21 protein-coding genes are annotated in these 21,973 nt (G+C 63.4%); 6 read left to right on the top strand and 15 right to left on the bottom strand.

Annotation, left to right across the window (positions count from 1 at the left end):
* Positions 1–3 precede the first annotated feature (3 nt).
* The 5 genes from G6N82_RS12525 to G6N82_RS12510 form a co-directional block, all read right to left on the bottom strand.
* A complete protein-coding gene (locus G6N82_RS12525) occupies positions 4–3,519 on the bottom strand; it encodes a translocation/assembly module TamB (RefSeq protein ID WP_241255102.1) in 3,516 nt (1,171 codons plus the stop codon).
* Entirely contained in the window at positions 3,504–4,190 is a 687-nt protein-coding gene (locus tag G6N82_RS15070) for a hypothetical protein (protein ID WP_241255101.1), read from the bottom strand. Before G6N82_RS15070 ends, G6N82_RS12525 begins: the two co-directional genes overlap by 16 nt.
* Positions 4,190–6,253 carry a BamA/TamA family outer membrane protein gene (locus G6N82_RS12520; protein WP_165196928.1) on the bottom strand — a complete coding sequence of 688 codons (2,064 nt, stop codon included), beginning with the start codon at positions 6,251–6,253 and terminating at the stop codon, positions 4,190–4,192. Before G6N82_RS12520 ends, G6N82_RS15070 begins: the two co-directional genes overlap by 1 nt.
* A gap of 61 nt (positions 6,254–6,314) precedes the next feature.
* Positions 6,315–7,148 (bottom strand): arginyltransferase, encoded by an 834-nt coding sequence (locus G6N82_RS12515; RefSeq protein ID WP_165196926.1) that lies wholly within the window; start codon positions 7,146–7,148, stop codon positions 6,315–6,317.
* 163 nt (positions 7,149–7,311) lie between these two features.
* The gene (locus G6N82_RS12510; RefSeq protein WP_165196924.1) at positions 7,312–8,565 is read right to left on the bottom strand and encodes a threonine ammonia-lyase; all 1,254 of its coding nucleotides are present in this window, start codon (positions 8,563–8,565) and stop codon (positions 7,312–7,314) included.
* A 105-nt stretch (positions 8,566–8,670) separates the two neighbouring features.
* On the opposite strand from G6N82_RS12510, the gene G6N82_RS12505 reads away from it, so the two are divergent.
* From G6N82_RS12505 to G6N82_RS12495, 3 genes are all read left to right on the top strand, one after another.
* A complete protein-coding gene (locus G6N82_RS12505) occupies positions 8,671–9,573 on the top strand; it encodes an NAD(P)-dependent oxidoreductase (protein ID WP_165196922.1) in 903 nt (300 codons plus the stop codon).
* Positions 9,570–11,228: an amidohydrolase gene (locus G6N82_RS12500; RefSeq protein ID WP_165196920.1), complete on the top strand. Its 1,659-nt coding sequence runs from the start codon at positions 9,570–9,572 to the stop codon at positions 11,226–11,228. The genes G6N82_RS12505 and G6N82_RS12500 overlap by 4 nt, the downstream gene beginning before the upstream one ends.
* 265 nt (positions 11,229–11,493) lie before the next feature.
* On the top strand, positions 11,494–11,709 hold the full coding sequence (locus tag G6N82_RS12495) for a hypothetical protein (protein ID WP_165196918.1): 216 nt from the start codon (positions 11,494–11,496) through the stop codon (positions 11,707–11,709).
* Between the two features lie 141 nt (positions 11,710–11,850).
* On the opposite strand, the gene tatC is transcribed toward G6N82_RS12495, so the two are convergent.
* The 9 genes from tatC to G6N82_RS12450 form a co-directional block, all read right to left on the bottom strand.
* Positions 11,851–12,666, bottom strand: coding sequence for a twin-arginine translocase subunit TatC (gene tatC / locus G6N82_RS12490; protein WP_165196916.1), 816 nt, complete (start codon positions 12,664–12,666; stop codon positions 11,851–11,853).
* A 9-nt stretch (positions 12,667–12,675) separates the two neighbouring features.
* On the bottom strand, positions 12,676–13,077 hold the full coding sequence (gene tatB, locus G6N82_RS12485) for a Sec-independent protein translocase protein TatB (RefSeq protein ID WP_165196914.1): 402 nt from the start codon (positions 13,075–13,077) through the stop codon (positions 12,676–12,678).
* A gap of 22 nt (positions 13,078–13,099) precedes the next feature.
* Positions 13,100–13,339, bottom strand: coding sequence for a twin-arginine translocase TatA/TatE family subunit (locus G6N82_RS12480; protein ID WP_165196912.1), 240 nt, complete (start codon positions 13,337–13,339; stop codon positions 13,100–13,102).
* A 72-nt stretch (positions 13,340–13,411) separates the two neighbouring features.
* The gene (gene scpB / locus G6N82_RS12475; RefSeq protein WP_277601945.1) at positions 13,412–14,053 is read right to left on the bottom strand and encodes an SMC-Scp complex subunit ScpB; all 642 of its coding nucleotides are present in this window, start codon (positions 14,051–14,053) and stop codon (positions 13,412–13,414) included.
* Positions 14,050–14,865 (bottom strand): ScpA family protein, encoded by an 816-nt coding sequence (locus G6N82_RS12470; RefSeq protein ID WP_241255100.1) that lies wholly within the window; start codon positions 14,863–14,865, stop codon positions 14,050–14,052. Before G6N82_RS12470 ends, scpB begins: the two co-directional genes overlap by 4 nt.
* Entirely contained in the window at positions 14,862–15,881 is a 1,020-nt protein-coding gene (gene nagZ, locus G6N82_RS12465) for a beta-N-acetylhexosaminidase (RefSeq protein WP_165196910.1), read from the bottom strand. Before nagZ ends, G6N82_RS12470 begins: the two co-directional genes overlap by 4 nt.
* Before the next feature lie 105 nt (positions 15,882–15,986).
* Positions 15,987–16,691: an SPOR domain-containing protein gene (locus tag G6N82_RS12460; RefSeq protein ID WP_165196908.1), complete on the bottom strand. Its 705-nt coding sequence runs from the start codon at positions 16,689–16,691 to the stop codon at positions 15,987–15,989.
* A complete protein-coding gene (gene argS / locus G6N82_RS12455) occupies positions 16,691–18,439 on the bottom strand; it encodes an arginine--tRNA ligase (protein WP_165196906.1) in 1,749 nt (582 codons plus the stop codon). The genes G6N82_RS12460 and argS overlap by 1 nt, the downstream gene beginning before the upstream one ends.
* Positions 18,440–18,513: 74 nt before the next feature.
* Positions 18,514–19,164 carry a hypothetical protein gene (locus G6N82_RS12450; protein ID WP_165196904.1) on the bottom strand — a complete coding sequence of 217 codons (651 nt, stop codon included), beginning with the start codon at positions 19,162–19,164 and terminating at the stop codon, positions 18,514–18,516.
* Positions 19,165–19,288: 124 nt separating this feature from the next.
* Between G6N82_RS12450 and ispH the strand changes: the two genes are divergently transcribed.
* From ispH to rnhA, 3 genes are read left to right on the top strand one after another with little or no spacing between them, the layout of a single operon-like run.
* Complete coding sequence (gene ispH / locus G6N82_RS12445; RefSeq protein WP_165196903.1) at positions 19,289–20,263, top strand: 4-hydroxy-3-methylbut-2-enyl diphosphate reductase; 975 nt, start codon at positions 19,289–19,291, stop codon at positions 20,261–20,263.
* 13 nt (positions 20,264–20,276) lie between these two features.
* On the top strand, positions 20,277–21,257 hold the full coding sequence (gene thrB, locus G6N82_RS12440; RefSeq protein WP_165196901.1) for a homoserine kinase: 981 nt from the start codon (positions 20,277–20,279) through the stop codon (positions 21,255–21,257).
* Positions 21,254–21,700, top strand: a complete 447-nt coding sequence (gene rnhA, locus G6N82_RS12435; protein WP_165196899.1) for a ribonuclease HI — start codon at positions 21,254–21,256, stop codon at positions 21,698–21,700. The genes thrB and rnhA overlap by 4 nt, the downstream gene beginning before the upstream one ends.
* 51 nt (positions 21,701–21,751) lie before the next feature.
* On the opposite strand, the gene G6N82_RS12430 is transcribed toward rnhA, so the two are convergent.
* On the bottom strand, positions 21,752–21,928 hold the full coding sequence (locus G6N82_RS12430; protein ID WP_165196897.1) for a DUF1508 domain-containing protein: 177 nt from the start codon (positions 21,926–21,928) through the stop codon (positions 21,752–21,754).
* Between the last annotated feature and the right edge of the window lie 45 nt (positions 21,929–21,973).

The raw sequence follows: 21,973 nt of genomic DNA, 5'->3' as shown, positions 1-21,973 counted from the left end.
CGTTCAGTAGTCGCGGCTGACTTCCAGCACGGCACTGTTGCGCCCGAGCGTCGAGACCGAGCCGAGCAGGGACAGCCACGAGGTAATGCGGAATTCGAGTTCGGTGGCGCTATAGCCTCGCCCGTCCGTAACCAATTCGATATAGAAGCGCCGGGTGATGTTCTTGCCCACCGCTACCCCAGTTTCGCGGCCCAGCGCCGGATCCGCACCGACAATGCGCAAACGGTCGAGCCCGATCGCACTGCGCAGCTGGTTGATCGGATCGAGCCCGCCGCCGCCCCGCAGGCTGGCCAGCGCAGCGCCCAATTGCAGTGCGTCGGTCGGGGAAAGCTCGGTGATCGGGCCACCGAACAACAGTCGTGAAAGGATTTCTTCTTCAGGCAGCGGCGGCTCCGACGAAAAGGCGATTTCCGGTGTCAGCGCGTTGCCGCGCACCGTCACGGTCACTTCCAGCCCGTCGCGCCGCGTTTCGGCCTCGATATCGAGCCGCGGATCGATTGGAACATTCTCGTCAAAGGAAATGCGGCCGCGGGTCAGGTCAAACCGAGTGCTGGCGAAGCTATAGGTGCCGCGGATCACCTGCGCTTCGCCGCCAATGCGCGGATCGGCGGTGGTCCCGCGCAAGATGATGTTGCCACGCCATTCGCTGTCGAGCCCCATGCCGTCGACGTCAATCCGGTTGCGCGCCCGCGCATCGATCAGGTAGCGCCAAGGTGCCGAAGGCGTTCTCGCCACTTCGGCATCCGCCGGCAGGTTGATCTCGCGCGTCGCGATTTCCGGCAGCGAGACGTCATCCGCCGCAGTGCCCAACTGCCAGCTTGCCCGGTCCACTTCCAGCCGCCCGGCGATGGTGCCGCCGACACCGGAAGAGATTATCCGCAGCGGCCCGGTTACGGTGGCACGCAGCCCGCGCGCGTCGACCAGCCGTGCCGACTTGGCCGAAGCGCGCAGGTCTATCTTCGGCCCACGGTCAGGGCCGATATCGGCCAGGTCAATCGTGCCGCTGCCCGTGACGGTGCCACCGCCCGAGACATTGCCGGCAAAGCGCCGCAGGTTAAGCTGCGATCCAACGAAGTCGCCGGATACGCTGGCCTTGGTGATGTCCGTGCCGGACAACACGCTGCGGACGCGCAAATCTTCGCTGGCGAGAGTACCGCGAACAGTTGGTTCAGCGAGGGTTCCGCGCGCTCTCGCCCGGATCGCGATCGGGCCAGCAAGGTCGAGCGCATCGATCGCCGCGAGCCGCCACAGCGCTTCTGCGCTGCCATCATAACGCAGGTCCGCCCGCAAGGCGCCGCGTTGCAGCCGTTCATACAGCGTCCCGTCAGCGGGCATGCCGGCGATACTGCCATCGATCCATCCCAGCCGGTTGTCGCCCGACTCAATCACCGCGCGGGCGGTTGCGTTGTCGGCGCCGAGATTAGCTGCGAGCGCAAGGTCGACCGGACGCGAAGCGAGCAGCAGGCCCGAGCGGGTAAGGCCCTCCACCTTGATCCGGGCATCCCCGGTGGGCGCCAGCCCTTCGCCACCCTGGTAGCGGATTATGCCCGAAGCGCTGCCACCCAGCCCCAGGTCGCGCACCGCCAGATCGCCCAGGCTTAGCGGGACCCGGTCGAGCTGCAATTCCAGCCCGGTGCGCCCCTGGCCGAACTCGCCCGAGACCAGCGCGCGACCCTTGCCTAGGTTGAACTGGCTTTGCGCCATGCGCCAGCTGCCACCATCGCTGCGGGTAAACACAGCGCGGCGCGGCATGGTGATCGCCGTACCTGAATAATTCCCGCGCGCGATTGCCGCTATGCGTCCAGGTGCAAAGTCGCTGGAAAACTGAAGGTTGAAGCGGCCACCGCTGCGCCCGACCATCGAAGCAGTGAGCGAGCCCTTGCCATCGACGATCTCGGTCTTGGCTGCCACACGCCCCAGGAACAGCCGACCATAGCGGATCGCCCGGCCGCTCAGGTCAGCGCGAATGCGGCTCGACGCTTCGCCCAGTGCCCCATCTGCTGTGATGCGGGCTTGCCCCAGTTCGATGATCGTCTCGCCGCCAAACGCCGCGTCGTCAGCCTCCAACTCAGCCGAGAACCCTTGCCCGCGTCGATCCGGCGCAAGATCGATCGCTCCCGTAAGTCCGCCGCCGTTTAGGGCAAGCCGCCCGCGCACCCCGCCGTCTTCGAACACCAGCCGCCCGCCGACCGAAGTTTGCCACACGCGCAGCCGCTCGACATCGAGCGAGGCGGGGCCGCCGTCAGGCAAAGTAAGCCCCAGCACCCCGACGAATTCGCCGAGCAGCGAATTACCCTCGGTCTCGATCTGCAGGCTGTCCCCCACAGGCGCAAAACCCAGACGCACGTTTTCGAGCCCTGCGGCAGGATAGGGCGAGGCGAGGACCAGTTCGCCGCTCGGCACATCGCCTTCGACGGCAGCGTTGACTTCGAACGGGCCAAATCGCGTGTGCGATCCGCGCCCGTCCAGCGCGAGCCGCCCATCGTCCCAGCTGCCTGAGCCAGAGAGGTCAATCTGCGGAGACGTTACCTTGAGTTCGTCGAAGCGGACCGGCGCACCGGCGGCGACACTCAGACGCGTACGAAAATCGACGCTGTCGCCAGCCAGATTTCGCACAGTCGCATTGGGAAGACCGGCCAGATTACCGGAGATGCCGGCCTCGAAAGTCCATGGCCTGCCCGAGCTCAATGCAAAGGCGATCCGCGTATCGGCTTTGGCGGTGCCGATCCCGTCGATGACAAGGCCACGCAAGGCCGCCGGCCCCTCGATCCGCAAGCTGCCCGCAATCAGGTCGGCGTCAAAGGCGAGTTGCCCCGCCAGCCGCGGGAACCGCACCTGCATCGGCGCGATCCGGATTCGCCCGTCGCGATAGATCAGGTCGCCCCCAACGCTTCCGGAAACAAGCTCCGCATCGGCGATGTCGCTGCCGGTTTCGATCCGGCCAGCCCGCAGCGCCAGTGGCACTTGCAGCGCCCCGTCGCCAAAGCTGCCGACGCCCTCCTGCCGCAATCCGACCGCCCTGATGTCCCCCAAGGCGAATTCGCCAGCGGTTATGTCATGTGCGATAGCGATTTCGCGGAACTGCCCGCCCAGTGTCGCGCGCATGCTGGCACTGCGCAAGGCGATGCCCTCGCCGAAGACGTCAGGATCGAGCAAGGCTGCTTCAACCGCAAAGCCTTCGAAGGCATTTTCGGCGAGGTCGATCACTCCTTCGCCGCGCAGTGCCAGCGCATCGCTGAATGCGCGGGCAGTGCCATCGAAACGGCTGCTTTCGAAAGTGCCGTCAAGGATCAGGCCGGTCCGATCGCCCAGCAAACGCTGAATTAATCCCGTACTGGCCTCGGCAGCATATGCCTCGCCCACCATGCCATAGCGCCCGGCGCGGTTGGTCAGGCGGAAGGCGGCAAATCGCGCATCGCCGCGCTTGACCAGGGCGTGGCCAAGCCAGTTCTTCCAGGTACCATCGCCAAGTATGCGGGCGCTGTAGCCTTCCTCTGCGCCGGTCAGCCCAGCGACCACCCCCCTTGCGGTGCGCGATAATCCAGATCGAGGTCGAACCTGTCGCCATCAGGCTCGGCATGGAGGGCAAGCGCGATCCGGTCTTCCTTGCCCAGCTTCCCATCGAGTTTCAGCGTCACCAGCCCATCGCGTATGTCAGCGCTGGCAAAGGCATCGACCCGTTCCGCCCGATCTGTCGCCACGCCGGGCGCGAGGGTCAGATTATCGATCTCGAACCGGTCGATCCGTATGTCGAAATCGGGCAGCACCGGCGCATCGGGATCACCGGGCAGGAGCTCCGGCAAGCGGTCGAGCCGCCCACGCCGGGCAACTACTTTCCGGATGTCGAGGCCCCGCGTAATCCAGCTGAGCGGGCGCCAGTCCAGCTCAACCACCGGAATGGTAAGGAACGGGCCTTTCGGATCAGCCAGGATCACGTCATGCAGGATGGCATCGCGATAGATATCGCCTTCGATCCGTCCCACCCTGACTGTCAGGCCCGATGCCGGGGCATAAGACGCAATCTGGTCCGCAATCCAGCGCTTCCCGATCGGGGAATTGAGCGCCAGAAACGCCAGCACAATTGGTGTAACCAGCAGCGCCAGGGCCCAACCGAGCCGCTTGGCCCAGCGCCGCCGCCGCGAGACCTGTGGCAGGTCCGCATCCTGATCATCGACCAGCGGATCCGCCATCAGAATGCCTGCCCCAGCGAGACATAGACCGCGACCGGGCTGTCAAACATCGGATTGCGGTTCAGCGGCACGCCCACGTCCACCCGGATCGGGCCAAACCCGGTCTTGTAGCGCACGCCCACCCCCACGCCGTAATTGACGAAGCGGAAGTCGGGCGTGCTGTCGAGCGAGACTGTGCCAAGATCGAAGAAAGGCACCACTTGCACCGCGCCGTCGAACAGGCCGGTATCGATCCGCGCTTCGGCGCTGAATTCCACCAGCGACCGGCCACCTGTCGGTTCGCCGAAATCATTGCGCGGTCCCACCGCCTGATAGCCATAGCCGCGCACCGACGACCCGCCGCCCGCGTAGATCCGGCGCGACGGCGCGACTTCAAATGTTTGCGCGCCCTGGATCGTTGCAAAACGGCCGCGCGTGGCAAGGGTAATGCCGTCGCTGGCGGGGAGATAGTAACTCGCATCGAGCTGTGCGCGGCCATAGACGGTCTCGGTCCCGAAGGCGCGCGAGACTTCGGGGGCGGCAAACAGCGTGACGCGGAACCCGCGGGTTGGATCCAGCAGTGAATCGCTCTGGTCGATGGTCGCGCGACCGAACAGCGAGCTGATCAGGTATTCCTGGCGCGGACGAGCAATGCCACCGATCACCCGGTTACGTTCGTCGGAAAACAGGACTTCGGCACCAACCTGCCAGCTGAAGGGTTTCTGGAACAGCAGATTCGAATAGCGTTCAAATGCGGCGCGCAGGCCCACCGTGCGCGCTTCGACCGCTTCGGTCCTGATGTCGCTGGCGTAGGCGTCGACAGTCAGGAGCTGGTCCCTCCCGCGGAAATTGTTGCGGCGGAAACCGACCCCTGCCAGCATCTCGCGGGTACCCAGGATTCCGCGAAACTTGAGCGCTCCTTCGGGCGGGAACAGGTTGCGATGTTCCCAGCTTGCCTCGACCTTTATGCCATCTTCCGTGCCATAGCCGATAGCGCCGGCGATAGTCCGCAGCCGCCCTTCAGTCAGACTGACGTCCATGGCGAGCTCGCCCAGCTGGTCGCCGGTCGGCTCTTCGACAATACGCGGGGCGATGCTGACCGAGGAGACCAGCCCCGTGGCCAGAATGGCGCGGCGCAAATCCTCTTCCAAGCTCTGCTGGTAGACATCGCCCGGTTCGAAGCGGGCGATCTGCGACAGATGCTTGCCGGAGAGAAAATCGGGCAGGCTGCTCGTCACTTCACCGAAAGAATATTTGCCCCCGGGATCAACCGGCATGCTGAGGTCACCCTCGCTGCGCTTGTGATCGATCAGCAATTCCGGCGGCTCAAGTCGGGCGAAGGGATAGCCGCTTTCGCCCAGTGCCGTGGCCAGCGCGTTGCGACGCTCCACGATACGGTCCGCAAGCAGCGGATCGCCTGTTTCGATTGCAAACTTCGCGCGCAAATCACCGGCATCCGGCGCAGCGCCTAGTTGCCCCAGTTCGATCACCCCGAAACTATAGCGTTCACCCGGCTGCACAGCGAAACGCACTGCCGGTGTCCGTCCTTCGGCCTCGGCGGCCTCATCGCGCTCATCAAGGCTGCGCGAAACCCGCGCGTCGTAATAGCCGTAGACGCGCAATTGCCGCTCTAGCAGGTCGCGATCGGCCCGGATCCGCGCCGCACGCAAGGCCACATTGTCTTCGCCATTGCCGATGCGTTCTGCCTCACGCAGCAGCCGGTAACGCGCGACAAAGGCGTCTCGCTCGGGGAATGCTTCCGGATCGACCGGGAACGCCAGTTCAAGCCCGCGATCAATCCGGACGGTTTCGAGTTCCGGTACCCGCCGCAGCGGAAGGTCAATCACACCGGCAAAGGGATCGCTGGCTTGCTCTTCCAAGGCAGCATCTTCGGTCGGCTCAATCGGCTCGACCGATGGAACCTCGATCGCATCGAACGGAGCTTCGGGCTCGACCAGGTCATCAACTGGCGCTTCGCCAGCCGGTGCCCCCTCCGTCGCCCATTCATCGGGCGCATCGATCGCGCTGTCGGGGATCAGATCCTCAAGCCGCTGCGGGGCAGAGCGATCCTGCGCCGCAAGCATCAGCGGGTGCGCAAGCAGGCAGCTTGCGAGGATCGAGGCTGCTAAACGGGGGACTATGGAGTCAGCTCGTGGGAAGGCGCGGCTGCCGGCCATCCTTTCCACTCGATAGCGGCACCGGATTGCGGCGCCTGGTGGCTGCCGCGATCAGTGCGTCCTGCTCTTCACGCGAAATCCGCACCCAACCGTCACGGGTCAGTTTTTCCATCGGGCGGTAACGGACCTTGTATTGCATCCTGGGTGAACCCTCCACCCAATAACCGAGATAAACAAAGGGCAAACCCTCTGCCGCCGCGCGGCGGATGTGATCAAGGATGATGTAATTGCCGAGGCCCGAGCGCGACGGGTGCTGCGCGTCATAAAAGCTGTAGATCATCGACAGGCCGTCGCTCTGCCGGTCGGTCAGGCAAACACCCACCAGACGCCCGGGTTCGCCGGTTGCGGTCGGCTCGCGATATTCGATCATGGTGCTGGACACGGGCGTGTGCTCGACCATGTCGGCAAAGTCCATCTCGTCCATCGTCGCCATGCCCCCATCGGGATGGCGTTCACCCAGATAGCGCTGCAGCAGCTCGAATTGTTCGTCGGTCGCCCATGGGCGGCATTCGGTGGCGATGAGGTCACCATTGTCGCGCAAATTGCGGCGTTGGGTGGCGGAAGCGTCGAAATCCAGCGCTGCCACCCGCACCGACACACAGGCCTGGCAATCGAGGCAGCTAGGGCGATAGGCCACCGTCTGGCTGCGGCGGAAACCGATTCGTCCGAGCGCTTCGTTCAGTTGCTCGGCATGCGGCCCCTTAAGCTCCGTAAATACCTTCCGCTCGCTGCGACCGGGCAGGTACGGACACGGCGCCGGGCTGGTCACGAAAAAACGGGGAAAGCGGATCGGCGCCGTCACAGTTCTAACAAGGTCCTCTACCACACCAAGGAATCGCATCGAGTGCGCGTTAAGACGTTGTTATGCCTGTTCCGGCCCGCCGGTAAAAGGTCTTTAACCATGAGAGATGGTTAATATCGTCCAATCAGTGCACTAAAGCACGATGAAGCGGTTCTTTTTGCGGTCAGTTGAGCTCGACCGGATTGACCGTATAGCCCTTGTCCCGCAGCGCTTTAACCAAGGCATCGAGCTGTTCGCGGTCGCGCGCCTCGCATTCGATATCGGTGATCAGCCCCTTCGCCGGCAGCGAGGTAAAGATGCGCTGGTGATAGATTTCGATGATGTTGACGTTGTGCTCGTTGAATTCGCGCATCACCTTGAACAATGCACCGGGCCGATCCTGCAGCGTGATCCTGAGCCGCGCAAGGCGCCCTTGGCGCGCCAGATCGCGCAGGAGGACGTTGGCAAGCAGGCGCGTATCGATATTGCCGCCGCACAGCACCAGGCCGACTTTCTTGCCAGCGAAACGTTCAGGATTGGCCAGCACCGCGGCGAGCCCCGCCGCACCGGCACCTTCCACCACTGTCTTTTCGATCTGGAGCAGCAGCGAGACAGCGTTTTCAAGCGACTGTTCGTCCACCAGCACGATGTCATCAACCAGGCTGGCAATGATCTGCGAGGTGAATTCACCCGGCGCCTTTACCGCAATCCCTTCAGCCAGCGTATCGCCGCCGCAGGCCATGTCCTGCCCCTTGATCCGGGCGTACATCGAAGGGAACAGTTCGGCCTGCACGCCGATCATCTCGATCGCCGGGTTGATGGCATCGGCAACGGTGGCGATGCCGGAAATCAGCCCGCCCCCGCCGATCGGCACGACCAGGCAATCGAGATCGGGCACGTCTTCGAGCATTTCCAGGCCGACTGTCCCCTGGCCGGCGGCGACGAGCGGATCGTCAAACGGGTGGATGAAGGTCAGCCCGCGTTCCTGCTCCAGCTTGCGCGCATGGGCATAGGCGTCATCGAAGGTTTCGCCTTCCAGCAAGACATTGCCGCCCACGCTTTCGGTCTGCATCACCTTTACCGTAGGCGTGGTGCGCGGCATGACGATGGTCACCGGCACGCCCAGCCGCGTGCCATGATAGCTCAGGCCCTGGCTATGGTTGCCGGCCGATGCCGCGATCACGCCGCGCCGCTTCTGCTCTTCGTTGAGGTGCAGCAAGGCATTCAGCGCGCCGCGCTCCTTATAGGCGGCCGTGAACTGCAGGTTCTCGAACTTCAGCCAGATCTCGCAACCGGCAATCCGCGACAGCGTGATCGAATGCATCATCGGGGTGCGCACGACGGCACCTTCGATCCGCGCGGCGGCGGCGCGAACATCCTCGATCGTCAGCGCGGCGCGCGCTGCATCCTTGCTGGCAAAGGCCGGTTGGCTGGTCATGGCGCGGGGGATAGGGGCAAGGCCCGTTATCCGCAACGGCAATCAAACTTCGCGCGCCCATAAAAGCGGTTGCAGTCAGCCCGTTTCGCATTACCGCGCAGCGCTATGAGCAAGCTTCACAAGATCGCCTTTATCGGCCTGGGCGTGATGGGAGCGCCGATGGCGCGTCATCTGGCTGCAGCAGGTCATGCCGTCACCGCATTCAACCGCACGTCAGCCCGCGCCCAGGCCTGGCAAGCCGATTGCGCCAAGCGCGGACTTCAAGTCGCGCTGGCTGCCACCCCGGCGCAAGCGGTGGCAGATGCGGAAGTGGCGTTCACCTGCGTCGGTAATGACGATGACCTGGCTGAAGTGCTGTTCGGTGCAGATGGCGCACTGGCGGCAATGGCTGATGGCGCGTTGCTGGTCGATCATACGACTGTGTCCGCCGACATGGCCCGGCGGATCGACGCGGCAACCCGCGAGATCGGGCTCGAAGCCGTGGATGCGCCGGTGTCCGGCGGTCAGGCAGGTGCGGAAAACGGCAAGCTCGCGATCATGTGCGGCGGCAGCGCCGAGGCCATGACACGTGCGACGCCGGTAATGGATTGCTACGCTGCGCGGATCGTCCACGTTGGCCCAGCGGGCGCCGGCCAGACCGCCAAAATGGCCAACCAGATGTGCATCGCCGGCATATTGGGCGGCCTTAGCGAAGCAATCCGGCTGGCCGGCGCCGCGGGGCTGGACATGGACAAGACCTTCGAAGCAATTTCGGGCGGAGCGGCGCAAAGCTGGCAGATGGAAAACCGCTGGGCGACCATGGTGAAGGACGAATTCGCATTCGGCTTTGCCATCGACTGGATGCGCAAGGACCTGGGCTATGCCTTGGCGGAAGCGAGGCGGCTGGGCCTGTCATCGCCCGTTTCCGCGCTGGTTGATCAATTCTATGCCGAGGTACAGGCGCAAGGCGGCGGCAGGCTGGACACCAGCGCGCTGATCACCCGTTTGCCCAAAGGAGGTTCGCAATGATCCGCAAAGCTTTGCTGCTGGCGGTAACGGCCGCGTCCGCCCTTCTGGCCGCTCCTGCGGCGGCCGACACGCTCGTCGACAATGTCGAAGGCATCACGATCGACGAGACGGGGGCGGTCGCGCGTTTCGAAGCGCTGGTGATCGCCGATGACGGGCATATCCGCGCGGTGCTGAAACGCGGCGACAAGCAGCCCGAGGGGATCGACTTTCGCGTCGATGGCGAAGGCCGCGTGATGCTGCCGGGCATGATCGACGCCCATGTCCACGTGATGGGGATCGGTTTCGGCGCGCTTACGCTTGACCTGTCGGACACGAATTCGCTTGAGGATGCGCTGGCGAAGATCGCCCAATTCGCAGCTGATAATCCCACCCGTCCGTGGATCCTGGGGCGCGGCTGGAACCAGGAGAAGTGGGGACTGGGCCGCTTCCCCACTGCCGCCGAACTTGATGCCATCGTGCCTGACCGACCGGTGTGGCTGAGCCGCGTCGATGGCCACGCCAGCTGGGCCAACGGCATGGCGATGGAAAAGGCCGGCGTCACCGCAGCAACCAAGGAAGTCTCGGGCGGACGGATCATCCGCGATGCAGCGGGCAAGCCAAGCGGTGTGTTTGTCGATGCTGCCGAAGCGCTGATCAACAGCGTGGTCCCTGCCCCGCGGGCCGCCGATCGCGACGTTGCACTGCGCAAGGCGCAAGATATCCTTCTGACTAACGGCATCACTGCCGTGGCCGACATGGGCACGACGATCGAGGACTGGCAGACCTTCCGCCGTGCAGGCGACAATGGCGCGTTGAAGCTTCGCATCATGTCTTACGCCGACAGCGTCAAATCGATGGAGCTGATCGGTGGACCGGCGCCGACGCCATGGCTTTATGACGACCGGCTGCGGCTCAACGGCGTCAAGCTTTACCTCGACGGCGCACTGGGTTCTCGCGGTGCCACCCTGAAGCAGCCCTATCATGACGAGCCGAGCCACCGCGGCCTGCCGCTGCTCAGCCCGGCTCAGCTGCGCAACCTGATGAGCCGCGCGGCGATGGACGGGTTCCAGGTCGCGACCCACGCGATCGGCGACGCCGCCAATGCCGAATTGCTGAACGCGATCGAGGAATTGAGCGCGTCTTACTCAGGGGATCGCCGCTGGCGAATCGAGCACGCCCAGATCGTCGATCCGGCCGATATCGCGCTGTTCGGCAAGCACGGGATCATTGCCTCGATGCAACCGCTGCACCAGACTTCGGACCGGTTGATGGCCGAGGCACGCCTGGGCCCTGACCGGCTTGACGGCGCCTATGCCTGGCGCAGCATCGCTGCAGCCGGGGCACCGCTGGCATTTGGCTCTGACGCGCCGGTTGAACCCGCCGACGTCTTTTCCGGAATTGCTGCCGCGATCAGCCGTACGGACACTGCGGGCGAGCCGTTCGGCGGCTGGTTGCCGCAGGAAAGCCTTTCTCGCGAGGCGGCACTCGCTGCTTTCACTTCGGGAGCTGCATATGCCGGGTTTGCCGAAGGAAGGTTTGGGCGGCTTGCAGCCGGCGAACGCGCCGATTTTATCCTGGTGGACCGCGATCCTTTCCTCTCCTCGCCCGAGCAGATCAGGGCAACGCAAGTGCTTGAAACATGGGTCAATGGCGAGCGGGTCTATCAACGTCGGTGAAGGGTCACCGACGGCCCGGTTGATCCGCAAAGGAAAAATTTACTCTAAATTAGCGAATGATTCGTCATTAGCGGCAGGGGGCGGCATCGGCGGGTTGCTGATCGCTCGTAAGTCGCGGTAATATTGCAACAGTTCAGGCAAGACTTTCAATTCAACGACAAATTCAACCGTTTCAGCGAAGACTAGTGCGTAATTTGATCTTGTGTCCAATCTCATCCTTGCGTAATCATGAACTGGATCAAGACAAGCCGATAGGAGATCCCAAATGAAAATCCGTACTCTCGCAGCAGCTGCTGCGGTCCTCTCTCTCGCAACCGCTCCGGCAATCGCCGAAGTTTCGCTTTCTCGTACCTCGGCTCCCGTCGAAGACGAAAGCGAAATGGGTGGTTCGGGCCTGCTCATCGCGATCCTCGCGGGTGCAGCAGTTGTTGCTGGTATCATCATCGCTGCTGACGGCGACGACGATCCGGTCAGCAACTAAGAGGATTTTTCAATCCGAATTAGGAACGGGGTCCTGCGGGGCCCCGTTTTTTTTGGTCGATGTCGAATTCCGTTCGGTTGCCAAGGCGAGTGTCTCCAGTAGTGCGCTCTGCGCCGCCCCCTGCTTCCCGCGATGAAGCCCTCAGTCTTCCGGTTGCAGCGAATCGGCACCGATGACCTCGGCGTCCGCCTCGCCTTCGGCTGCTGCACGCTTTTCCTGGAACCGCATCAACAGCAGCGCACCTTCAAACAACAGCAGCAACGGAATGGCGAGGATGATCTGCGACCCTGGATCGGGCGGGGTCACCACTGCCGCGAGCGCGACAATCCCGACAATGACATAGCGCCTCGCACCGGCCAGCTGCGCGCGCGTCACGATCCCTGCGCGATTGAGCAGCAGCAGCAGTACCGGCAAAAGAAAACTGATGCCAAAGGCCAGGATGAACTGCATCACCAGGCCCAAATAGTCGCCCGCTGACGGCAGAGCTTCGATCTGCAGTCCTCCGGCTTCCCCGCCAAAGCCGAGGAACCATTCGAAAGCCGTCGGCATCACCACGTAATAGGCGAGAGCTGCCCCGCCGGTGAACAGCACAGGCGTTGCAATCAGGAATGGCAGGAACGCCTTCTTCTCACGCGCATAGAGCCCCGGCGCAACAAAGGCCCACAGCTGGTTGGCGATAATCGGGAAGCTGACGAAAAAGCCCGCGAACAGCGCCACCTTGAGCTCCACGAAGAACACTTCATAGAGCTTGGTGAAAATCAGCTGACCCTTGCCTTCCGGAAACGCGTCCTTGAGCGGCTGGATCAGGAAGCCAAGGATCTGGTCGGCAAAATACAGGCACACGGCAAAGCCGATACCCAGCGCCAGAACGCAGCGCAGCAGGCGCGTGCGCAGCTCGATCAAATGATCGAGCAGCGGTGCCTCGGTCTCATCGATATCGCGGATCTTGAGTGCCATGGCGCGTTGTCAGTCCGCTGTGCCTTGCGGATCGGGCTTGCCGAGCGGCAATTGTGGCTCTTGCGGGGCCGGATCGTCGCCGCGCGGGAAATTGTCGGTCTGTGATGGCTCGACCGCGGCCTCGGCCGAGGCTGCTTGCGGCCCGGTCATCTGGTCAGCGGTCGTGTCTGTGCCACTACCGGTCTTGGCCATGATCGCTTCGTTATGCGCCTTCCACTTCTTCTCCATTTCCTCGAGTTCCGCCTCGCGGATCATCGCATCCACGCCGCTGCGGAAATGCGCCGAGACGCGGCGAATCTTGCCGATCCAGCGACCGGCGGTGCGCATCGCCAGCGGCATGTCTTTCGGGCCGATGACGAGCACCGCCACGATGACAATCACGAGAAGTTCAGCGGCGCCGATATCAAACATGGAATTTCACGCCGGTTGCAGCTTAGCCCGCCTTGTCGCTCCGCTCGGCAGGCTGGCTTTCGGTGGCAGAAGGCGTTTCTTTGGCGTGCCCTTCGATCTGCGCCGCAGGCTTGCTCGGCGCCTGATCGTCTTCGTTCATGCCTTGCTTGAAGCTTTTGATTCCCTTCCCGAAATCACCCATCATTTCGGAAATGCGGCCGCGCCCGAACAGGACGAGGACGACGAGGGCAATGATAAGAAGCTGCCAGATGCTAAGACCCATGGGAAAACTCGCTAGTCGTGGAATACATTCAATATAGGCGTGCCCGGCGGCAAGCGCCAGCTATGCTTTGAATCAAGCCGCCGATTGGTCTTCGTCTAGTTCCTCGTCAGCCCCTTGATCGCCATTCGTCTCAGCCACGTCGCCCTGGTCCTGCAAGGCTTCGAAAGCGTCATCGACCGGATCAAGCAGGCCGGCAGCGCGCAATTCGTCGATTCCAGGCAGGTCGCGGCGGCTGGAAAGCCCGAAATGGTCGAGAAATTCCTGGGTCGTGGCATAGATAACTGGGCGGCCAGGCACTTCACGCCGCCCGGCAAGCTTGATCCACCCGGCTTCCATCAGCACATCCAGCGTGCCCGCGCTGGTCTGCACCCCGCGGATCGATTCGATTTCCGCCCGGCTGACCGGCTCGTGATAGGCGACGATCGCCAGCACTTCGGTTGCCGCCCGGCTTAGCCGCCGGACCTGTTCGCGCTCGCGCCGCAACAGGTGGGCAAGATCGGGCGCGGTCTCGAAATGCCAGCGCTTGCCGCGCTCGACCAGGCGTATCCCGCGCGTGCTGTAATGCGTTTCAAGCGAACGCAGCGCGTCGCGCACCGCGCCTGCTTCCAACCCGCCCAAATGGCTGGCCAGCGCCTCAACGCTCATCGGCTCTTCCGTGGCGAACAGCGTCGCTTCCACAGCGCGCACCACTTCATCCAGCTCTTCGCCGCTCACTGGACAATCCTCCGCAGGCGCATCGCGCCGAAGATCTCGTCCTGCGCGATTTCCGCCTTGCCGAGGCGCGCCAGTTCCAGCGCGGCGACGAAGCTGGACGCGAGTGCCGACTTGCGCAGGCGCGGTTCGGCATGCGGGGGCAGGAAGTCGCGCAGTTCCATCCAGTCGAGCGTGACGCCGAGCATAGCCGAAACCCGGTCGATCGCGCTGTCCAGCGTCATCACCGGGCGGTCGAACACATGATAGATCCGCGGCGCGGTGCGCGCCTTGACCTGGCCATAGGCCTGGATCAGCGCAAAGCTATCGCACTTCCACTGCGTCTTGCGGTCGATCCTGAGCCCCTCGGGCGCGCCGCGCAGGAAGACATCGCGCCCGATCCGGTTGCGCCCCATCAGCCGCGCGGCCGCCTCGCGCATCGCACCCAGCCGCTGGAGCCGCAGCTGCAGGCGCAATGCCAGCTCTTCAGGGCTGGGATCTTCCTGCTCTTCCTTGGGCAGGAGCAGCGCCGATTTGAGATAGGCCAGCCACGCTGCCATCACCAGGTAATCGGCCGCGACTTCCAAACGGAGTTCCTCAGCGCGCTCGATATAGGTCAGGTACTGGTCAACCAGTGCCAGGATCGAGATCTGGCGCAGGTCCACCTTCTGGCGGCGCGCAAGATCCAGCAGCAGGTCAAGCGGCCCTTCCCAGCCTTCCAGCTCGAGATAAAGCGCGTTGTCATCGGCCGGCTTGGCAGCACCCGCCACGCCATCCCACGGATCGGCATCGACATCCGCTACCGGCGTTTCAAACATGAGCCCTTCGCCGTTCATGCGGTCTGCTCCGCCAGATCAAGCAAGGCATCGCGCTTAGCCAGCAATTCGCCAGCCTCGCCGTACTCGCTCCGCAGCTCGGTACCCGCCAATGCCTTTTCAAGCCGGCTTGACGCGACACTGTCCATCGCCGGCAATATCTCTGCAATTGCGGCCATATCGCCCATCTTGGCCCAGCAATTGAGCACAATGTCGCAACCCGCCGCATGCGCGCGCGCAGCCCTTTCAGGCACGCTGCCGTCGAGCGCATCCATGTCGATATCGTCGCTCAGCAGCAGCCCGTCGAAGCCGATCCGGCCACGGATGATCTCGCCGATCACTTTGGGCGAGAAGGTCGCGGGAAGCTCGCCATCCCATGCGGTATAGCGGATATGCGCGGTCATCCCGATCGGCGCATGGTTGAGCGTGCAGAACGGCACGATATCGGCTTCCAGCTCGTCATCACTGGCTGTGACGACCGGCAGTTCGTGATGGCTGTCGCAAGTGGCGCGGCCATGGCCGGGCATGTGTTTGAGGCAGCCTGCCACCCCGCCCCGCGCCAGCCCGTCGAGCACCGCACGCCCCAGCGCCGCGACCTGCATCGGATCGCTGCCCAATGCGCGATCGCCAATCGCCTGGTCGGTTTCAGAGCGGCGCACGTCGAGCGGAGCCTGGAAATCGGCGGTGATGCCCATCGCAGACAGCTCCAGCGCCATCGCGTGGGCATTCACGCGAGCGGCTTCGATCGCACTCGCCGGTGCCAGCTGGTACAGCCGGTCGAACTTTTCGCCAGCCGGATAGGATGCCCAATGCGGCGGCTTGAGGCGTGCGACCCGCCCACCTTCCTGGTCGATCGATATCAGCAGCTGCTCACGCCCATGAATGCTGCGCAAGTCGTCCGTCAGGCGGCGCAATTGTTCCGGTTCGAAGCAATTGCGGGCGAACAGGATATAGCCCGCCGGATCGGCCTCTTTGAAAAAGGCGCGCTCGTCGGCGGTCAGCTCAGCCCCGGCAATTCCGAAAATGGCAGGCGTCATGAGGAAAGGATTCGCCTCAAAGGTTCAAAAGGCAAGTTCAGCTGTGGTGAGCGCGGGGGAAAACGCCCCGCTTGTGCGCCGATCGGAGTGAATCTGCGGACTTCCTCAGGGTTTCACCTGGCACGCAACGCCGTCATTCTTCAGTTCGTTACAGAGCGCCCGGGCAGCGGCAAGATCGGACGCCACCGCCTGAAGCCGATAGACCGTGCCGATATCGGCCTGGCCCTTGACCACCCGGTGACTCACCCCGCCGAGGGCATCGGTCTGGCGCTGCAGGGTTGCCCAGCCGCTTTCCGCCGATGCGCGTGAGCCATAGGCGCCCACTTGCACGCCCACGCCATTCAGCTGCGCCGGGGCCTCATCGCTAGAGCGGGTCGCGATGACCGGGCGCGGCACGCCGGTCGGTCTAGCGGCGATTTCCGTTGGTGGCGCGGCTTCGGCCAGCTGCCCTTCGCGGGTAATGCCTTCACCCACGGCGGGGGCTACATTGCCCGTGCCAGCAAAGGTCTTGCCGCCCGCATCCTCGGGTCGTTCCTTGTAGGGCCCCGGCGGTGCTTCGATGGTGCTGCCATCGGCCACCAGTTGCGCCCCCGCGGAATGGTTCGAATACCACCATACCCCGCCGATCGCGACCGCCAGCAGTAAGAGCAGTATTGCCGCGAAGCTAACGATCCGGGCTGTGTCGACCGTCCCCTCATCGGGATCGTATTCGTCGGATTCGAGCCACGGCAGGCTGGTATCGCGGGTCAGTGCGAGTTCCGCTTCAATCGCGCTGTCGTCTGCCATTCGCTCGCCCGGCGTGACCATCATCACATCTCCTCGACCGCATCGACCCCCAGGATGTGCAAGCCGTTGCGAATAACCTGACCTAACTGCTCGGCAAGGTAAAGCCTTGCCTGCGTCAGTTCGGGCTGGTCTGTCAGGATGATGCGCTTGTCAGGCCGGTCATTCCCCATGTTCCAGAAGGCGTGGAATGCGCCTGCCAGATCGTAGAGATAGAAGGCGATCCGGTGCGGCTCACGCGCCTTGGCCGCCGCTTCCACTTCACGCGGGAACTGGGCGGCCTGTTTGACCAGTGAAAGCTCTTCTTCGCCGAGGAGATGCAATGCACCGTCCGACGGAGCCAACCCCTCGGCACCTGCCTTGCGCAAGGTCGAGCGGATCCGCGCATGCGCGTACTGCACATAGAAAACCGGATTGTCCTTCGAAGCCTCGACCACCTTGGCGAAATCGAAATCCATCTGCGCTTCGGGCTTGCGGGTCAGCATGGTGAAGCGGACAACGTCTTTGCCCACTTCCTCGACCATATCGGCGATGGTGATGAAATTGCCCGAACGCTTGGACATCTTCACCGGCTCGCCCGCGCGCATCAGCTGGACCATCTGCACCAGCTTTACGTCGAACGGGATCGGCTTGCCCTGCCCTTCGCTGAGCGCGGCGACTGCAGCCTTGATCCGCTTGACCGTACCGGCGTGATCTGCGCCCCAGATGTCGATCAACTCATCGGCGTGCGCCGCCTTTTCAAGGTGATAGGCCAAATCGGCGCCGAAATAGGTCCAGCTGCCATCCGACTTCTTGATCGGGCGATCCTGATCGTCGCCGAACCTGGTCGAGCGGAAAAGCGGCAGCTCGACCGGCTCCCAGTCTTCAGGCGGCGCCTTGCCTTTAGGCGCTTCGAGTACACCGTCATAGACCAAGTCATGCGCGCGCAGCCAGGCTTCTGCCTCGTCCGGCTTGCCCGCCGCATGCAGCGCCGCCTCGGACGAGAAAAGGTCATGATGGATGCCCAGCAACGCCAGGTCGCCCTTGATCAGGTTCATCATCTGCTCGACCGCTTCGGCGCGGAAGATCGGCAGCCATTCGCTTTCAGGCGCATCCTTGAACCGGTCACCCAGCTCGCGCGCTATATATTGGCCCACCTGCACCAGATACTCGCCCGGATAGAGCCCTTCGGGTATCTCGCCAATGGCGTCGCCCAGCGCTTCGCGATAGCGCAGGTGTGCCGACCGCGCGAGCACGTCCACCTGCCCGCCGGCATCATTGATGTAATATTCGCGGATCACCTTATGGCCGGCAAATTCCAGCAGGCTGGCAAGCGCATCGCCCACTACGGCTCCGCGGCAATGGCCCATGTGCATCGGCCCGGTCGGGTTGGCGGAAACATATTCCACATTGACGCGCCGCCCCTGTCCCATGGCAGAGCGGCCGTAATCGGCTGCCAGCGAGCCGATCGCCTCGAGCTCGGCAATCCAGACCGCAGGATCGAGCCGCAGGTTGATGAAGCCTGGGCCGGCAATCTCGGTGCTGGCGATGGCCGGATCGTCTGCCAGCTTGCCGGTGATCGCTTCAGCCAGCGCGCGCGGATTGGTGCCGGCCGGCTTGGCCAGTACCATCGCAGCATTGGTGGCAAGATCGCCGTGCGCAGGATCGCGCGGCGGCTCTACCGCGACGTTGGCACGGGAAAGGTCCGAAGGCAGCACGCCTTCAGCTGCCAGCGCATCGAGCGCGGTGCCCAGCTTGGCTTCGAATACTTTGTACAAGGTAAGGCTGTCAGACATGGCTGGAGCGCCTAGCCGAATCCGCCAGAATCGCAAGCGGGGCGAAGCGCGCAGGCCGTGCGCTGCCCCCTGAATCAGCGCGTGGCGTTATAAGCCAGCTGATCCTGCGTCAGCTGGAATCCGATCAGGAGTTCGAAGCTGGAGCGCTGGACGGCAGCGCGAACCTGCGGATCGGCCAGCGGATCAAGCGCGGCGTCAGGATCACCAGCCTTGCGTCTCCGCGTAATCCGCTCGCGGATTTCGGCCGGCAAGGTAGCTTCGGCGCGGTCGACGAAAGAACCTGCCTGGGCCGAAGCGCTGGCCCGCTCCTGCCCGTCAGCGAAATTCACCGTAACCGAACCGACACGCTTGGTCACGATCGCGCTGCCGCCGCGCAGTACCGTCACGAAATAGGGCAGCTCGACGCTGCGCGCGCCGCGGACATCGGTGCGCCGTGCCAACACATCAAATGTCGCGTTGGTGTAGACCTTGTCGCCGGTCTCGTCGCAGGTGTGGCGCAGATTGGTGATAGATGCAGTCACGTCGATCGCGTCGGCGGTGCGTGCACCGGGGCTGCGGAAGGTAGTGATGTCGCCCGTATAGTCCGGAATACCGACGGCGGGGCACGAAGTCAGAACTGCCGTGATCCCCACGCCCTGGTCAATCACGAGGTCGCCTTCTTTGCTGCAACCCGCCAATGCGGCGGCGAGAGCGATTGCGGAAACGATGCGGCTGCGGCGAATCATCAAAGGCGATCCTCAATACCGGCCCCGATGCGGGCCATCCTCATTACACCATGGGCGAATGCCCGAACTCGATTACTCGCGCATGCCCTAGCGGGACGCGCCGCAAAGCGCTAGAGGGCGGGACATGAACGCTCCCTTTCAGTCATCGCAAACCGGGGAAAATCGCCCGGCCATGAAGCTGCTGATCGCAGCCCCGCGCGGTTTTTGCGCGGGGGTCGATCGCGCCATTGAGATCGTGGAGAAAGCGCTCGAACGCTATGGCGCGCCGGTTTTTGTGCGGCACGAGATCGTCCACAACAAATATGTCGTGGAAGAGCTCAAAGCGAAGGGCGCGATTTTCGTCGAGGAACTCGATGAAGTGCCCGATGATGCACCTGTTGTGTTCAGCGCACATGGTGTGCCGAAGTCTGTCCCGGCGGAGGCCGAACGCCGCAAATTGCTCTATGTCGATGCCACCTGCCCGCTGGTGAGCAAAGTTCACCGCCAGGCCGAACGCCAGATCGAGAAGGGACGCCACATCATCTTCATCGGCCATGCCGGCCATCCCGAAGTGATCGGCACCATGGGCCAGGTCGAACCGGGCCAGATGACGCTGGTGGAAACTGTCGAGGATGTCGCGAGGCTGGAATTTCCGGGTGACGAGGAACTCTCCTTCCTCACCCAGACCACGCTGTCGGTCGATGACACGGTAGAGATCATCGAGGCTCTCGAAGCGCGTTTCCCGCAGATCGTCGGCCCCAAGGCGGAAGACATCTGCTATGCCACTTCGAACCGCCAGGCGGCGGTCAAGCAGATCGCGCCGCAAAGCGATTTGGTGCTGGTGATCGGCGCGCCCAACAGCTCGAACTCGCTGCGGCTGGTCGAGGTCGCCGAACGGCTTGGCACCACCTCATACCTGATCCAGCGCGCTGACGAGATCGATCCTGCCTGGCTTGATGGGGTCGGGACACTTGGGCTGACCGCTGGTGCCTCTGCCCCGGAAACGCTGGTGCGCGAGGTGATCGCACGGCTCGCCGAATGGCGCGAGATCCATGAGGAAACCGTAACCGCGGTCGAGGAAAAGATGGTGTTCAAGCTGCCGCGCCAGCTGACCGAATAGCGATTGCTGGCCAATGGCGGTTTACACCCACCTCGCGGCGGAAGATCTGGCGAAGCTGATCGGCGCCTATGATGTCGGCACGCTGGTGTCCGCCAAGGGCATCGCTGAGGGCGTGTCCAACAGCAACTGGCTGATCGAAACGACCGGCACCGATGGCACAGGCGCGCGTTTCATCCTGACGATGTACGAACGGCGGATCGAGATCGCCGACCTGCCGTTCTTCCTTGACCTGCTCGACCATCTGGCCGGGCGCGGCTGCCCCGTACCGCGCACGATCCACGACCGCGAGGGTGCAAGCTATCGCATGGTCGATGGCAAGGCGGTGGCGCTGATCGAATTCCTCCCCGGCGTCTCGGTCGATCACCCCACACCCGAACAGGCGCGCTCGGTCGGCAAGGCGCTGGCACAGGTACATCTGGCATCGCAGGATTTTGCGCAGAGCCGCCCCAACGCACTCGATATCGCGATGTCACAGCACACGCTGGAACAGTGCGGCGGTGAAGCGCTGGCGACGATCGATCCGGCCTTGCCCAGTTATATCCGCAAAGCCGAAATCGTGCGCGATGCCTGGCCGTGGGACCTGCCGCGCGCCATCTGTCACACCGACCTGTTTCCGGACAATGTGCTGATGCTGGGAAGCAAGGTCAGCGCACTGATCGACTTCTATTTCTCCTGCGAAGACGCGATGGCCTATGACCTGGCGGTCACGCATGCGTCATGGTGCTTCGAGCGCGGCAGCGAGGCGTTTGCGGCCGAAGTCAGCCATGCGTTGGTGGCGGGATATGAAGCGGTTCGCCCCTTGTCATCGCCAGAACGCGAGGCGCTGCCGTTGCTGGCGCAGGGTGCCTGCCTGCGGTTCATCGCCAGCCGGGCCGAGGACTGGCTCAACACGCCGGCCGATGCATTGGTGACCCGCAAGGACCCGATGGATTTTGCCCGGCGGTTCGAATTCTATGCCTCGCAAGGCGCCGCAGCCTTTGCCCGCCAGCCATGAAACACGTCGAGATTTTCACCGACGGGGCCTGCAAGGGCAATCCCGGCCCGGGCGGCTGGGGCGCGCTGCTGCGGATGGGGCGCCACGAAAAAGAGCTGTCCGGCGGCGAGAATGAAACCACCAACAACCGCATGGAATTGACCGCGGTGATTAGGGCACTCGGCGCGCTCAACGCGCCGTGCAAGGTCGAGCTCTATTCCGACAGCAAGTATGTGGTCGATGGGATCACCAGCTGGGTTGATGGCTGGCAGAAGCGCGGCTGGAAGACAGCCGCGAAGAAGCCGGTGCTCAACGAAGATTTATGGCGCGAACTGATCGACGCTGCGGCACGCCACCAGATCACCTGGCATTGGGTCAAGGCGCACAATGGGCACCCGGAAAACGAGCGGGTCGACCGGCTGGCCAGCGATGAGGCCGACGCGCGAAATGGCAAAGGGGGCTGAACGCGTCAGCCGATTCAGCCGCGCGCCTCGCCCCCTGTCAGCCAGTTTGTATCAGAAGTTTTCGACGATTTCCGCGTCCGGCCCGTTCTTGAGCACGGAAGCAATGGCGTTCTTGGCGCTTGCTTTGGAGCTGTAGCCTTCGGTCCACCAGATCGTTTCCGAATTGTAGATGAAGTAAGAGACGAATTCGCCCTTCTTGTTCTTACGAATTTCGAAGCGGTGCGCCATGCAGTATCTCCTCGACTTGCGGTTGGATCACCCAGCAACCTAACG

Source organism: Altererythrobacter sp. BO-6 (assembly GCF_011047315.1).
Classification (GTDB): domain Bacteria; phylum Pseudomonadota; class Alphaproteobacteria; order Sphingomonadales; family Sphingomonadaceae; genus Erythrobacter.
The sequence above is the reverse complement of the archived record's forward strand: the minus strand, read 5'-3'. Positions and strand labels throughout refer to the sequence as shown.